This is a genomic window from Aeromicrobium changchenzhani (genome assembly GCF_057586615.1).
This window is the reverse complement of sequence record NZ_CM172480.1, coordinates 2,090,236-2,103,829: the sequence shown is the minus strand read 5'-3', so window position 1 is coordinate 2,103,829 and position 13,594 is coordinate 2,090,236. Positions and strand designations below refer to the sequence as shown.

14 protein-coding genes are annotated in these 13,594 nt (G+C 60.7%); all 14 read left to right on the top strand.

The window, feature by feature from the left end; all coding sequences use genetic code 11:
- Positions 1-17 precede the first annotated feature (17 nt).
- The 14 genes from AC2YB9_RS10680 (at position 18) to rpoZ (ending at position 13,593) form a co-directional block, all read left to right on the top strand.
- Complete coding sequence (locus tag AC2YB9_RS10680) at positions 18-674, top strand: ABC transporter permease (RefSeq protein ID WP_487265326.1); 657 nt, start codon at positions 18-20, stop codon at positions 672-674.
- Positions 667-1,659 (top strand): ABC transporter ATP-binding protein, encoded by a 993-nt coding sequence (locus tag AC2YB9_RS10675; RefSeq protein ID WP_487265325.1) that lies wholly within the window; start codon positions 667-669, stop codon positions 1,657-1,659. Before AC2YB9_RS10680 ends, AC2YB9_RS10675 begins: the two co-directional genes overlap by 8 nt.
- On the top strand, positions 1,656-2,459 hold the full coding sequence (locus AC2YB9_RS10670) for an ABC transporter permease (RefSeq protein WP_487265324.1): 804 nt from the start codon (positions 1,656-1,658) through the stop codon (positions 2,457-2,459). Before AC2YB9_RS10675 ends, AC2YB9_RS10670 begins: the two co-directional genes overlap by 4 nt.
- Before the next feature lie 38 nt (positions 2,460-2,497).
- On the top strand, positions 2,498-3,472 hold the full coding sequence (locus AC2YB9_RS10665) for a glycine betaine ABC transporter substrate-binding protein (RefSeq protein WP_487265323.1): 975 nt from the start codon (positions 2,498-2,500) through the stop codon (positions 3,470-3,472).
- 196 nt (positions 3,473-3,668) lie between these two features.
- Positions 3,669-4,268, top strand: a complete 600-nt coding sequence (gene pyrR / locus AC2YB9_RS10660; protein WP_487265322.1) for a bifunctional pyr operon transcriptional regulator/uracil phosphoribosyltransferase PyrR — start codon at positions 3,669-3,671, stop codon at positions 4,266-4,268.
- The gene (locus tag AC2YB9_RS10655) at positions 4,265-5,251 is read left to right on the top strand and encodes an aspartate carbamoyltransferase catalytic subunit (RefSeq protein WP_487265321.1); all 987 of its coding nucleotides are present in this window, start codon (positions 4,265-4,267) and stop codon (positions 5,249-5,251) included. Before pyrR ends, AC2YB9_RS10655 begins: the two co-directional genes overlap by 4 nt.
- The gene (locus tag AC2YB9_RS10650) at positions 5,248-6,543 is read left to right on the top strand and encodes a dihydroorotase (RefSeq protein ID WP_487265320.1); all 1,296 of its coding nucleotides are present in this window, start codon (positions 5,248-5,250) and stop codon (positions 6,541-6,543) included. The genes AC2YB9_RS10655 and AC2YB9_RS10650 overlap by 4 nt, the downstream gene beginning before the upstream one ends.
- Positions 6,540-7,673, top strand: a complete 1,134-nt coding sequence (gene carA / locus AC2YB9_RS10645) for a glutamine-hydrolyzing carbamoyl-phosphate synthase small subunit (protein WP_487265319.1) — start codon at positions 6,540-6,542, stop codon at positions 7,671-7,673. The genes AC2YB9_RS10650 and carA overlap by 4 nt, the downstream gene beginning before the upstream one ends.
- Positions 7,674-7,677: 4 nt before the next feature.
- Positions 7,678-10,995: a carbamoyl-phosphate synthase large subunit gene (gene carB, locus AC2YB9_RS10640; protein ID WP_487265318.1), complete on the top strand. Its 3,318-nt coding sequence runs from the start codon at positions 7,678-7,680 to the stop codon at positions 10,993-10,995.
- Positions 10,992-11,801: an orotidine-5'-phosphate decarboxylase gene (pyrF, locus tag AC2YB9_RS10635; protein WP_487265317.1), complete on the top strand. Its 810-nt coding sequence runs from the start codon at positions 10,992-10,994 to the stop codon at positions 11,799-11,801. The genes carB and pyrF overlap by 4 nt, the downstream gene beginning before the upstream one ends.
- A 132-nt stretch (positions 11,802-11,933) precedes the next feature.
- Entirely contained in the window at positions 11,934-12,362 is a 429-nt protein-coding gene (locus AC2YB9_RS10630; protein WP_487265316.1) for a hypothetical protein, read from the top strand.
- A gap of 32 nt (positions 12,363-12,394) precedes the next feature.
- Complete coding sequence (mihF, locus tag AC2YB9_RS10625; protein ID WP_487265315.1) at positions 12,395-12,715, top strand: integration host factor, actinobacterial type; 321 nt, start codon at positions 12,395-12,397, stop codon at positions 12,713-12,715.
- The gene (gmk, locus tag AC2YB9_RS10620) at positions 12,708-13,304 is read left to right on the top strand and encodes a guanylate kinase (RefSeq protein WP_487265314.1); all 597 of its coding nucleotides are present in this window, start codon (positions 12,708-12,710) and stop codon (positions 13,302-13,304) included. The genes mihF and gmk overlap by 8 nt, the downstream gene beginning before the upstream one ends.
- 16 nt (positions 13,305-13,320) lie before the next feature.
- Positions 13,321-13,593 carry a DNA-directed RNA polymerase subunit omega gene (gene rpoZ, locus AC2YB9_RS10615; protein WP_487265313.1) on the top strand — a complete coding sequence of 91 codons (273 nt, stop codon included), beginning with the start codon at positions 13,321-13,323 and terminating at the stop codon, positions 13,591-13,593.
- Position 13,594: the final 1 nt, after the last annotated feature.

Sequence of the window (13,594 nt, the reverse complement as noted above, 5' to 3'; positions counted from 1 at the left end):
GATGAACGGAGATGCCTGTGGGAGGACTGCCCTTCTTCGAATACCTCAAGGCCTACCAGTCCAAACTAATTTTTCTCACTCAACAGCATTTGCTGTTTTCCATCCTCGTGATCGTATGTGCAGCCATCCTTGGGGTGGGCATCGCGATCCTGACTTATCGATCTGCCACGTTGTCCGCCGGAGCCGTCAGCGTGTCCTCGGTGCTGTTCACACTCCCATCGATCGCACTGTTCGGCCTGATGATCCCGATCACCGGACTCGGGATAGTGACTGCGTTCCCAATCCTCGTCCTGTATGCGCTCCTGCCGATCATCCGTAACGCAGTGATTGGCCTGCAAAGCGTCGATGTCGATATGGTCGACGCCGCTCGAGGACTGGGCATGAGTCGGCTGGGGATACTCCTTCGGATCGAGCTCCCGATCGCATGGCCAGTGATTCTCACCGGTCTTCGTATCGCTACCCAGTTGACCGTTGGCTTGGTCGTCATCGCGGCTTACGTACGCGGTCCGGGACTGGGGGAGATCATCATCCACGCGCTATCGGCACTCGGTTCGGTCAACACGTTCAACGAAGCGCTCGCGGGAACGATTTTAGTCGTCGCGCTCGCACTGCTGCTCGACTTCGCTTTCCTACTCATCCGCCGATTCACCACTCCTAGGGGGTTACGTGTCTGAATCCAACGAGATGGGCGGCGTACCTATCGTCCTGAAAAACGTGACCAAGAAATATCCGAACACCGCTAAGCCAGCGGTGGACGGACTTGATCTGGAGATCCCGGCGGGCGAAATCGTCGTCCTTGTCGGCCCATCGGGCTGTGGCAAGACGACGACGATGCGGATGATTAACCGGCTGATCGAGCCGACGTCTGGCAGCATCACGATCGATGGGAAGGACGTCTTGTCGCTCAACGATGTCAAGTTGCGTCGTACGATCGGCTACGTCATCCAGCAGGTTGGTCTCTTCCCACACTTGACCATCGCGCAGAACGTCGCACTGGTCCCGAAGATGCTCAAGCAGCCGAAGGCTCAAATCAACACACGCGTCGAAGAAATGCTCGAATTGGTGGGCCTCGAGCCCGGCACCTATCGTGACCGTTACCCGCGGCAACTCTCAGGTGGTCAACAGCAGCGTGTCGGCGTGGCCCGCGCACTGGCTGCCGATCCACCGATCATGTTAATGGATGAGCCGTTCGGCGCGGTGGATCCGATCACCCGCTCGCGGCTCCAGGATGAATTTCTGTCGCTCCAAGAAGATCTGCGCAAGACGATCGTGTTCGTCACGCATGATTTCGATGAGGCCATCAAACTTGGCGATCGGATCGCGATCCTGCGTGAAGGCTCGGCGATCGCCCAATACGACACGCCGGCGGCGATTTTGGCCAATCCTGCGGACGAATTTGTCGAAGGATTCATCGGGCGTGGAGCGACGCTCAAACGGCTCGCGCTTGAGCGATTGTCTGATCTAGATCTCGGTCCCGCTGCCGCAGCAGGCTCGACGGCTTCGACGATCTCGATCAAAGCGACGCTCAATGACGTGCTTGACATGATGCTCGCCGAGGGCCACGACATGCTCGTTGTCGAGCGCAGGGGCGTCGCTGTCGGCACGGTCACCCTCGACGATCTGTTGGCGCGTTTGGGTGAGATGCGGGCCGACACATGAGCATCGAGGCCGGTGACACGGCGACACTTGCAGCACCGGAGATGGAGGGGAGCCCCCAGGTCCGAAAGAAGCGTCGGCCGCTGTTCCGGTGGACCGATCTGCTGGTGCCGGTGTTCTGCGCAGTCGCACTGGGCGCGGATGTGTTGTACCTAATGAACGCCGACCTTGACTCGATCGTGAGGCGGGCAGTCGAGCCCAGCCGCGTGTGGCATCAGACGCTCGACCACGTTCAAATCAGTTTGTTGATAGCACTGTTCGTGATGGCCATCGCGGTTCCACTCGGAGTCCTCGTGACCCGGCAGCGGTTCAAATGGCTGTCCCCAGGAGTTCTCGCTGTGGCGAACGCCGGGCAGTCCGCTCCCAGCATCGGCCTGTTGGCGATCATCGGCATTTTCTTCATCGGGTTGTGGGCCGTTGTCGGCGTTCTCACTGCATACAGTGTCCTGCCCGTGCTGCGCAACACCATCGTTGGCCTGGAGCAGGTGGATGACGGTGTCAAGGATGCGGCGCGCGGCATGGGCATGTCCCCGATGGGTGTGCTGTTCCGCGTTGAGTTGCCGTTGGCAATTCCGATCATTGGTGCGGGAGCACGCACCGCCGTCGTGCTGGCCGTGGCGACCGTTGCGTTCGGCGATTACGTCGGTGCTGGCGGACTCGGCGACCTGCTATTCGGCAGCATCAAGCTCGGACGCAATGAGGTACTGGTCCTCGCGAGCCTCCTCATCGCTATCCTCGCGCTTCTTCTCGACTGGGCAGGGGGGTTGGTTCAGCGAGCATTCACACCACGCGGCATCAGGTAGGCCAAAAGGGCCTGTACTTACAACCGAAAGGTATGAACATGAAGGCAATCCGACATACGACAAAGCTGGTCGCGGGCGCGGCCACCATCGCGCTGGCTCTGAGCGGCTGCGGCTTCAGCAGCAGCGGAGGCAGTGGCGATGGGAGTGTCGAAGCCGGATCGGTCGATCCAAATGCACTGAAGGGCGTAAGCCTGGCGGTCGGCTCCAAGGAGTTCGATGAGCAACTACTGCTCGGCCAGCTCACCATTCAGATGCTCAAGGCTGCTGGCGCGAAGGTCAGTGACAAGACCAATATTCAGGGCAGCACGGCTACGCGCAACGCGCTCAAGTCCGGCACGACTGATGTCTATTGGGATTACAACGGCACCGGTTGGATCAACTATCTCGGCCACGACAAGCCGATCCTGGACCCGGTCAAGCAGTTCGAAGCCGTCAAGACGGAAGACTTGGCCAAGAACAAGCTGGTATGGGGTGACCCGGCGCCGTTCAACAACACGTACGCGTTTGCCACGACCAATGAGTTCGCCAAAAAGCACAACCTCAACACTGACTCGGACATGGCCGCGTATCTGAAGGCCAATCCTGATTCCACGGTCTGCGTTGAGAGTGAGTTCGCTGGCCGTCCTGACGGCTACCCGGGCTTTCTCAAGACGTACGGAATCACCGGATCGTCGAAGTTCACCAAGAAGCTCGGCGTCGGTGTTATCTACACCCAGACCGACAAGGGCAAGTGCGACTTCGGTGAAGTGTTTACGACCGATGGACGTATTGTGGCGCTTGGTCTAAAGCCGCTGGAGGACGACAAGAAGTTCTTCCCGCTGTACAACGGTGCAGTTGTTCTGCGCGCGGACACCAATAAGAAGCATCCCCAGATCCTCGAGGTGCTCAAGCCGTTGAGCGCGAAGCTCACGACCGCGACGGTCGCCGAGCTCAACGCCAAGATCAGTTCGGATGGCCTGCCGCCGAAGAAGGTTGCCGAGGACTTCCTCAAGCAGGAAGGCTTCATCAAGTAGCCATTCCGTGGCACGGGTCTCTCTGCGTTCGTTCGCGCGATCACCGCGACCGAACGCAGAGAGACCTTTCTTGTTTTGTTCGTGGGACATGGGCAACGAGGTCGGGTCCGCAATGGACAAGATCGGGTCCCTGCTAAAGTCGAAATCGAAAGACATCCTTTAACCACCGTCCCGAGAGGCGGAGAAGGAGGTCACGATGGTCCCGCCCAGCGGCTCCCACGTGCCTGATGATGCCCGATCCGCGGCCCGCACCGTCCTTGATGACAAGGACATTTCCCGTGCACTCATCCGCATCACCCATGAAATCCTCGAACGCAATCGTGGTTCAGCCGATCTGCTCCTGCTCGGCATACCGACCCGTGGCGTTCATCTGGCCAAACGCATTGCAACGCGTATGAGCGATGTCGAAGGCCGGACGATCACCGCTGGCGCGCTTGACATCACGATGTACCGCGACGATCTGCGCTCTAAGCCAGCGCGAACGCTCGAACACACCGACATCCCCGATGACGTCGAGGACAAGATTGTTGTTCTGATCGATGACGTCTTGTTTTCCGGTCGCACGATCCGAGCCGCACTCGACGCGCTGACCGAACTCGGCCGGCCGCGCGCGGTCCAACTTGCGGTCTTGATCGACCGCGGCCACCGTGAACTCCCGATCCGCGCCGATTTCGTTGGTAAGAATCTACCGACGTCACTCACGGAGAGCGTCAAGGTCAGCGTCAAGGAGCTTGACGGCAGCGACAGCGTGGTGATCCGGCAGACGGACGCGGCACCCGAGGGCGGTGCTCGATGATCAAGAATCTCCTGAGCGCGGGCGACCTCAGCCACGATGATGCGGTCCGGATTCTCGACACGGCCGAAGAAATGCTGTCGGTTGCCAAACGCCCGATCAAGAAGCTCCCCACGCTGCGCGGCCGTACCGTCGTCAACCTCTTCTTTGAGGACTCGACCCGTACCCGTATCTCATTCGAAGCCGCCGCGAAGCGATTGTCGGCCGATGTCATCAACTTCACCGCAAAAGGTTCCAGTACGTCCAAGGGGGAGGGGCTCAAGGACACCGCGCTGACGCTGCAGGCGATGGGTGCGGATGCGGTCATCGTCCGTCACCATCACTCTGGCGCCCCGCACCGTCTGGCGCACGCGCATTGGACGACGGGCGCCGTGATCAATGCCGGCGACGGTATGCACGAACATCCGACCCAGGCGTTGCTGGATGCCTTCACGATGCGTCGACATCTCGAAGTAGACGGAGCACACGGGCTTGCCGGCAAGAACGTCACGATCGTCGGAGACATCTTGCACAGCCGCGTCGCACGCTCGAATGCGCTGTTGCTCAACACGCTCGGCGCCAACGTCACGTTCGTCGCCCCGCCAACACTCCTGCCGGTCGGGATCGAGAAGTGGCCCGTCGCGACATCATTCAACCTCGACGACACACTCGAGAATTCTGATGTGGTCATGATGCTGCGGGTCCAGCGCGAGCGAATGCATGAATCGTTCTTCCCCAGCGCGCGTGAATACAGTCGCCGCTATGGTCTTGACGTCGCGCGGATGAATCGGCTTCAACCGCACGCGATCGTGATGCATCCCGGCCCGATGAACCGCGGCATGGAAATCACCGCCGATGTCGCAGACTCCGAACGTTCAGTCATCGTCGAACAGGTCACCAACGGCGTCGCCGTACGAATGGCGGTGCTTTACCTGTTGCTTAGCGGGAACACCGAAACCGATCCGCAGCCGGAAGCCGCGCCCACCAACGAAGAAGGCAACGCATGAGCTCGTACGTCATCCGCAATGCCCGGCTACTCGGGGAGGATGTCGTCGACATTCTCATCGAAGGCGGACTGATCACCGGGGTCGGTCCGAAGCTCGATAGTGATGCTGAGGTGATCGAGGCTGAGGGGCTGATCGCGCTGCCCGGGCTGGTCGATCTGCATACTCATGTGCGCGAGCCTGGCCGCGAAGACGCCGAAACTGTGCTTACCGGATCGCAGGCCGCTGCACGTGGTGGCTTTACCTGTGTTCACGCGATGGCCAACACCGATCCGGTTGCCGACACTGCTGGCGTCGTTGAACAAGTGTGGCGGCTTGGTCGCGAAGGTGGCTACTGCGATGTGCAGCCAGTCGGCGCGGTCACGGTTGGACTACGCGGCGAAGGCCTCTCTGAGCTTGGCGCGATGGCCGATTCGGCGGCAACGGTCCGGGTGTTCTCCGATGATGGCAAATGCGTATCGGATGCCTTATTGATGCGCCGCGCGCTCGAATATGTCCGAGCATTTGACGGTGTCATTGCACAGCATGCGCAGGAGCCACGCCTGACTGAGGATGCGCAGATGAATGAGGGGCCGCTTTCGGGCGAGCTTGGCCTGGCCGGTTGGCCCGCAGTCGCTGAAGAGGCAATCATCGCTCGCGATGTGCTGCTTGCTGAGCATGTCGGCTCGCGATTGCATGTCTGTCACCTATCGACGCGCGGTTCGGTTCAGCTCATCCGCTGGGCAAAGAGCCGCGGGATTAACGTGACTGCTGAGGTCACGCCGCACCATCTGCTGCTCACCGATGACCTTGTACGCAGTTACGACCCGATCTATAAGGTCAATCCGCCGCTGCGCTCGGCCGATGATGTTGCGGCGGTGCGCGAAGGTCTGGCCGACGGGACGATCGATGTCGTTGCGACCGATCACGCGCCGCACCCGATGGAGGACAAAGAGTGCGAGTGGAATGCTGCGGCATTCGGCATGCTGGGACTCGAAACAGCGCTCTCCGTCGTACAGCAGACGATGGTCGATACGGGGCAGCTCACGTGGGCGCAGGTCGCTGACCGGATGTCAACGAAGCCGGCTGGAATCGGCCGCGTCGGCAATCAGGGCCGGCCGATCGCGGTTGGCGAGCCGGCCAACATCGTCCTTTATGACAGTTCCCGTTCGCGGGTTATCGACCCGCGGGACACGGCGTCACTGTCACGCAATAACCCGTACGCCGGACTGACCCTCCCCGGGATCGTCGTCGCGACCTTCCTGCGCGGGACCCCAACAGTCCGCAACTCTGAATTAGCAAAGGTGAACGCATGAGCCAGCCGGCGGTATTGGTACTCGAAGATGGCCGTGTCTTCCATGGCGAGGCCTATGGCGCACGTGGCGAGACGGTAGGTGAGGCGGTCTTTTCGACCGGTATGACCGGCTATCAGGAGACGCTCACTGATCCGTCCTACCGCCGTCAGATCGTCGTGATGACCGCGCCACACATCGGCAATACCGGCGTCAACGACGACGATTCTGAATCCAGCCGGATCTGGGTCGCGGGCTATGTCGTACGAGACCCTGCACGAGTTCCCAGCAGTTGGCGCTCGGTCGGCTCGCTCGATGAGCAACTGGTGGCGCAGGACATCGTCGGGATCAGCGGCGTTGACACTCGGGCGCTGACACGCCATCTGCGCGAGTGCGGCTCGATGCGGGCCATCATCAGTTCCGAATCGTTCGACGAGCGAGCCCTGCTCGCAAAGGTCAAAGAATCGCCGCAGATGGCCGGTGCGGATCTAGTCAGCGAGGTGACGACCGAGGCGGCATATGTCGTCCCGGCGGTCGGGGCGAAGAAGTTCACTGTTGCCGCGATCGATCTGGGCATTAAGGGCATGACGCCACAACGGATGACTGAACGTGGGATCGAAGTGCACGTCCTGCCCGCCGACACCACGATCGAAGCGATCGAGGCAATCAAGCCCGATGGCGTGTTTTTCTCCAACGGGCCGGGCGATCCAAGCACCGCCGATCACCCCGTCGCGCTGCTCCGCGAAGTGCTCGATCGACGGATTCCCTACTTCGGCATCTGCTTCGGCAACCAGATCTTTGGCCGCGCGCTCGGCCTCGGCACGTTCAAACTCAAATATGGGCACCGCGGGATCAACCAGCCAGTGCAGGATCTAACCACCGGCAAGGTCGAGATCACGAGCCACAATCACGGCTTCGCGGTTGATGCGCCGATCGAGGGCACATTCGAGACGCCGTACGGACCGGGCCGCGTGACTCACATCGGATTGAATGACCAAGTCGTCGAAGGGCTAGCGCTGCTCGAAGCGCCGGCTTTCAGCGTCCAATACCATCCTGAGGCCGCGGCCGGTCCGCACGACGCCGCCTACCTCTTCGACCGCTTTATCGACCTCATGCAAAGCGCGGCAGTGCCCGAAACAATTGGAGGAAAGTAACAACATGCCAAAACGGGAAGATATTCAATCCGTCCTAGTCATTGGCAGTGGCCCAATTGTCATCGGCCAAGCCTGCGAGTTCGACTACTCCGGCACCCAGGCCTGCCGCGTCCTGCGCGCCGAGGGCCTCCGGGTCATTCTGATCAACTCCAATCCGGCGACGATCATGACCGACCCCGAGTTCGCTGATGCGACCTACATTGAGCCGATCACGCCTGAGTTCGTCGAGAAGGTCATCGCGAAGGAACGCCCCGATGCGCTCCTGGCAACCCTCGGTGGCCAGACCGCGCTCAACGCCGCGATCCAGCTGGATGAGCGTGGCGTGCTGGAGAAGTATGACGTCGAATTGATCGGCGCCACGATCGAGGCGATCGAAAAGGGCGAGAACCGCCAAACGTTCAAACAAATCGTGTCAGGGTTGCCGTCCGAATGGGGCGCAGAGTCAGCGGCCTCGATCATCTGTCACACGATGGCGGACTGTGTGTCCGCGGTCGAAGACCTTGGTTATCCCGTAGTCGTGCGTCCGTCCTTCACAATGGGCGGTTCCGGTTCGGGCATTGCTTACGACGAACGCGATCTCCACAAGATCGCCGGCATGGGTCTGGCGCTGAGTCCGACCACGGAGGTGCTCCTAGAAGAGTCGATCATCGGCTGGAAGGAGTATGAGCTGGAGGTCATGCGTGACAAGGCCGACAATGTCGTGATCGTTTGTTCAATCGAGAACTTGGATCCGATGGGCGTACATACCGGTGACTCGATCACGGTTGCACCAGCCATGACGCTGACCGATGTTGAATATCAGCGATTGCGCGACATCTCAATCGAGATCATTCGCGAAGTCGGGGTCGACACCGGCGGCTGCAACATCCAGTTTGCGGTCAATCCTGCGAATGGTCGCATCGTCGTCATTGAGATGAATCCGCGCGTATCACGCTCGAGTGCCCTGGCGTCCAAGGCCACCGGTTTCCCGATCGCCAAGATCGCCGCCCTGGTTGCGATCGGTTACACGCTCGACGAGATCCCCAACGACATCACGCAGGTGACGCCAGCCAGTTTCGAGCCGACGCTCGACTATGTCGTCGTCAAGGTGCCGCGGTTCGCGTTTGAGAAGTTCCCCGCCGCCGACCCGATCCTCACGACGCATATGAAGGCGGTCGGTGAGGCGATGGCGATCGGCCGAAACTTCACCGAAGCGCTCAATAAGGCGTTGCGCTCGCTCGAAAGTTCCAATGCGTCGTTCGACTGGACCGTCAAGGCCGGCAACAAAGCCGATTTGCTCGAAGCCATCAAGAAGCCGCATGACGGCCGACTCAAAGTTGTTATGGACGCGATTCGTGCGGGCGCAACGGCCGAGGAGATCTTCGATGCGACCAAGATCGATCCGTGGTTCGTTGACCAACTGTTTCTCATCAACGAAGTGGCCGACGACGTCCGTGCCGCCAAACAACTGAGCCCAACGATTCTTCGTCGGGCCAAACGGCACGGGCTCTCCGATGTCCAGATCGCTGGGCTGCGAGGCATGGACGAAGACGTTGTGCGCGGCGTTCGTCACGCGCTCGGCGTTCGGCCGGTCTACAAGACGGTCGACACCTGTGCGGCGGAGTTTGCGGCGAAGACGCCCTACCACTACTCCTCCTACGACGAGGAGACCGAGATTGCGCCGCGCACCAAACCGGCCGTCCTGATTCTTGGCAGCGGGCCCAATCGCATCGGCCAGGGCATCGAGTTCGACTATTCCTGTGTGCACGCAGCGATGGCGTTGTCCGAGGTTGGTTACGAGACCATCATGGTCAACTGCAATCCCGAGACCGTCTCAACTGACTACGACACATCGGACCGTTTGTACTTCGAACCGCTGACGCTTGAGGACGTCCTCGAGATCGTCCATGCCGAGCAGCAGGCTGGCCCGATTGCCGGTGTCATCGTCCAGCTCGGCGGTCAGACGCCACTGGGACTGGCCGAAGGCCTCGAAGCCAATGGCGTGCCGATCGTTGGCACCTCACCGTCGGCTATTGAGTTGGCGGAGGACCGCGGTGCATTTGGCAAGGTCCTTGACGCTGCCGACCTCCCGTCGCCCAAACACGGAACCGCGACCACGTTCGCCGGCGCGAAGCAGATCGCCGACGAGATCGGTTATCCGGTGCTCGTACGGCCGTCGTTCGTCCTCGGCGGTCGCGGCATGGAGATTGTCTATGACGAGGAGACCCTCAAGGAGTACATCAACCGGGCGACGACGATCTCGCCGAAGCATCCGGTGCTCGTCGATCGCTTCCTTGACGACGCAATTGAGATCGACGTCGACGCGCTCTACGATGGCACCGAACTGTTCCTCGGCGGCGTGATGGAACACATCGAGGAAGCCGGCGTTCATTCTGGTGACTCCTCCTGTGTCCTGCCGCCAATAACCCTGGGCAATTACGACATCGATCGGATCCGTGAGTCAACGCGCGCGATCGCCGATGGGGTGGGCGTTCGTGGGCTGATCAACATACAGTTCGCAATGTCCTCGGACACCCTCTACGTCCTTGAGGCCAATCCGCGTGCCTCTCGGACCGTGCCGTTCGTTTCTAAGACGACCGGCACCCAGTTGGCCAAGGCCGCCGCGCGATTGATGCTGGGCGAATCGATCGCTGATCTGCGCGTGGCGGGCGTGCTGCCCGAACATGGTGATGGGGGAGTGACGCCCGATCACGCGCCGGTCGCGGTCAAGGAAGCGGTCATGCCGTTCAACCGATTCCGTACCTACGAGGGCAAGTACGTCGACACGCTGCTCGGCCCAGAGATGCGTTCGACCGGTGAGGTCATGGGAATCGATCAAAGTTTCGGAATTGCATTTGCGAAGGCGCAAGCCGGTGCGCAAGGCGGGCTGCCAGCCGCTGGCAAGGTCTTCGTATCGGTCGCCAACCGGGACAAGCGCCACATGATTTTCCCGATCAAACGGCTCGCCGATCTCGGCTTCGAGATTCTCGCGACGACTGGCACCGCCTCGGTGTTGCGCAGGAACGGTGTCGACGCGACGGTGATCCGTAAACTCAGCGAGGACGTTGTCGTCGGACAGGATGCCTCAACGATCGTCGAGAAGATCCACAATCACGACATCGGTCTGATCATCAACACCCCGCATGGTGCGACAACCGGGGGCAGCCCACGTGTTGACGGTTATGAGATTCGCACAGCCGCCGTTGCCGAGGGCATTCCCTGCATCACCACGATCCAAGGGCTCGCCGCAGCAGTGCAAGGCATCGAAGCCTTGATTGCCGGCAGCATTGAGGTCTGCTCGTTGCAGGACTGGGCTAAGCGACTGGCGGGAGCTCAAGTATGAGTTTCGGGTTGCGTGCTCGCGCAGCGATGACGGCGTACGGTCCGGCGTGTGTCGGGATTGATCCGCATGCGACGCTGCTGGCTGAGTGGGAACTTCCCGACACCGTCGACGGGCTTGCCTCCTTCGCGGCGACCTGCGTTGAAGCGTTCGCCGGCCAGGTGGCCTTCGTTAAGCCGCAGTCGGCCTTCTTTGAACGGTTCGGATCGGCTGGCATCGCGGTTCTCGAGGAGACGATCGGCAACCTTCGCCATACCGGCACACTCGTTGTGCTGGACGCCAAACGCGGCGATATCGGTTCGACGGCCGCAGCTTATGCCGAGGCCTATCTCGATGATGATGCGCCGCTTGCGGTCGACGCGATGACGGTGAGCCCCTTCCTCGGCTTCGGATCGTTGCAGCCGTTCTTCGACGTCGCCGAAAAGAATGATGCGGGTTTGTTTGTCCTGGCCCTGACCTCGAACCCTGAGGGACGCGAGGTTCAGCATGCGCGGCTGGGCGAGCAGAGCGTCGCGGGCAGCGTTCTGGCCCAACTTGCCGCGCTCAATGCGGGCGCAACGCCAATGGGTTCATTCGGTGCGGTGATAGGCGCGACGATCGGTTCAACGACCGAGGACATCGCGATCAACGGCCCGTTGCTCGTGCCAGGCCTCGGTGCGCAAGGCGGCACGGTCGACGATTTGCGGCGCCTGTTCGCCGACGTGTGGGACAACGTCATACCGACCTCCTCGCGTGGGGTTCTGCGTGCCGGACCCGATCTGCGGGCCCTCCGCGCGGCTGCACAGCAGCTCAACGACGACTTGCGCTGAAGCCCCACTGGCAACAATGGCCACGGGCAGGAGGTCGCGCCACACTATGGTCCTGACCTGCAGTAGGCTGATCGGGATTTGATGTCGACCGGTCGGGCAACCAGGTAGGTTCCAGGCTTTCGAGGAGTGTGGATGAAACGACTTGGAGTTGCCTTCGCGGTTGCGATGATGGCGGCAGGAACCCTGTCGGGTTGTGGCTCAAATCCCTACTGCGACGCGGTCGAAACCAATACCACCGCGCTCAACAATTTCGGTCAGTCACGCACCACCAAAGACTTCACCAAATACGCCGGTGTCATGGACGCGATCGCCAAAGAGGCGCCGAGCGACGTCAAGAAGAACTGGTCAACACTCGCGGCGAAGACCCGTGGCGTGCTGGCCGCGCAGAAAGATGTGGGGCTAAAGCTCGAAGAGATGAAGGACACCAAAAAGGTTGCCAAGCTCTCGACCGCTCAGCTCAAAAAAGTCAACGATGCGTACCTCGCTTTCAACGGCACGACCAAGGAACGCACCGCGGTAGTGAAGAATGTCAAAAAGGAGTGCAAGATCACACTGAAGTGATCTTGTCATCCCGTTCTAGTTGAGGTGATGTTGTGGCTCTTCCCATCCTGACCACGGAGCAGCGGCAGGCGGCGCTCGCGAAGGCTGCTCAGGCGCGCCGATTGCGTGCCGAAGTCAAGAACCGATTGAAACATTCTGGCGCGACCCTCGCGGAGGTCATCTCGGAGTCGAAAGTGAATGAAGTCATCGCCAAACTCCGTGTGATCGACCTGCTCCAATCGATGCCCGGCGTCGGCAAAGTCCGCGCCAAGGAAATCATGGAGCGCATCGGCATTGCCGACAGTCGCCGTCTGCGCGGCCTTGGTGCCAATCAGATTTCGGCGTTGTTGCGCGAGTTCAAAGACCGTGCCTGACGGCCGTTCCCCGGTCGTTCCGCATCGTCTGATCGTCCTTGCCGGGCCTACAGCCGTGGGCAAAGGCACGGTTGCGGCCTGCGTACGCCTGACCCATCCGGAGATCTGGATCTCGGTGTCGGTGACGACCCGCAAGCCGCGCCCCGGTGAGGTCGATGGCGTGCATTATCTGTTTGTTTCGGACGCCGAGTTCGACGAACTCATCGCCTCCGACGGCTTGTTGGAATGGGCGGTGGTTCACAAGGCCGCCCGCTACGGCACACCACGAGCGCCGGTCGAACGGGCCCTTGCCGACGGTCGCAATGCGCTTCTGGAGATCGATCTCCAGGGCGCACGGCAAGTTCGTGAACGTATGCCGGAGGCCTTCTTGTGCTTCCTGGCGCCACCGAGTTTCGCCGAGCTGGAGCGCCGCCTCGTTGGCCGTGGCACGGAGAACTCGGTCGAGCGCGAGCGGCGCCTTCGGACCGCAAATATCGAACTTGAGGCTGAATCGGAGTTCGATGTCACGATCGTGAACACCGATGTCAGCGCGGCTTGCGAAGAATTGGTAGACTTGTTTGCGTCCGGCAGCAGCCGGGCGAAATCCTAATTTTTTGTGAGGCCACGTGTCTGGGACCCGTTCTGTCGCTGAAGGCATAACCAACCCACCCCTCGATGATCTGTTGACCAAGACAGACTCGAAGTACAAGCTCGTTCTCTACAGTGCGAAGCGCGCTCGACAGATCAATGCCTACTACTCTCAGCTCGGCGAAGGTCTGCTTGAGTATGTTGGTCCGCTGCTCGAAACCCATCCGCAGGAAAAGCCGCTCTCGATCGCGCTCCGCGAGATCAACGCAGACTTGCTGACCTGTACGGACATCGAGCCCGAGGAGTCCTGAC

Coding starts and splice junctions, on each gene's coding strand:
- carA (WP_487265319.1), top strand. CDS start 6,540: ATGAGCCAGCCGGCGGTATTGGTACTCGAAGATGGCCGTGTCTTCCAT.
- pyrR (WP_487265322.1), top strand. CDS start 3,669: ATGGTCCCGCCCAGCGGCTCCCACGTGCCTGATGATGCCCGATCCGCG.
- AC2YB9_RS10670 (WP_487265324.1), top strand. CDS start 1,656: ATGAGCATCGAGGCCGGTGACACGGCGACACTTGCAGCACCGGAGATG.
- pyrF (WP_487265317.1), top strand. CDS start 10,992: ATGAGTTTCGGGTTGCGTGCTCGCGCAGCGATGACGGCGTACGGTCCG.
- AC2YB9_RS10665 (WP_487265323.1), top strand. CDS start 2,498: ATGAAGGCAATCCGACATACGACAAAGCTGGTCGCGGGCGCGGCCACC.
- AC2YB9_RS10650 (WP_487265320.1), top strand. CDS start 5,248: ATGAGCTCGTACGTCATCCGCAATGCCCGGCTACTCGGGGAGGATGTC.
- AC2YB9_RS10630 (WP_487265316.1), top strand. CDS start 11,934: ATGAAACGACTTGGAGTTGCCTTCGCGGTTGCGATGATGGCGGCAGGA.
- carB (WP_487265318.1), top strand. CDS start 7,678: ATGCCAAAACGGGAAGATATTCAATCCGTCCTAGTCATTGGCAGTGGC.
- AC2YB9_RS10655 (WP_487265321.1), top strand. CDS start 4,265: ATGATCAAGAATCTCCTGAGCGCGGGCGACCTCAGCCACGATGATGCG.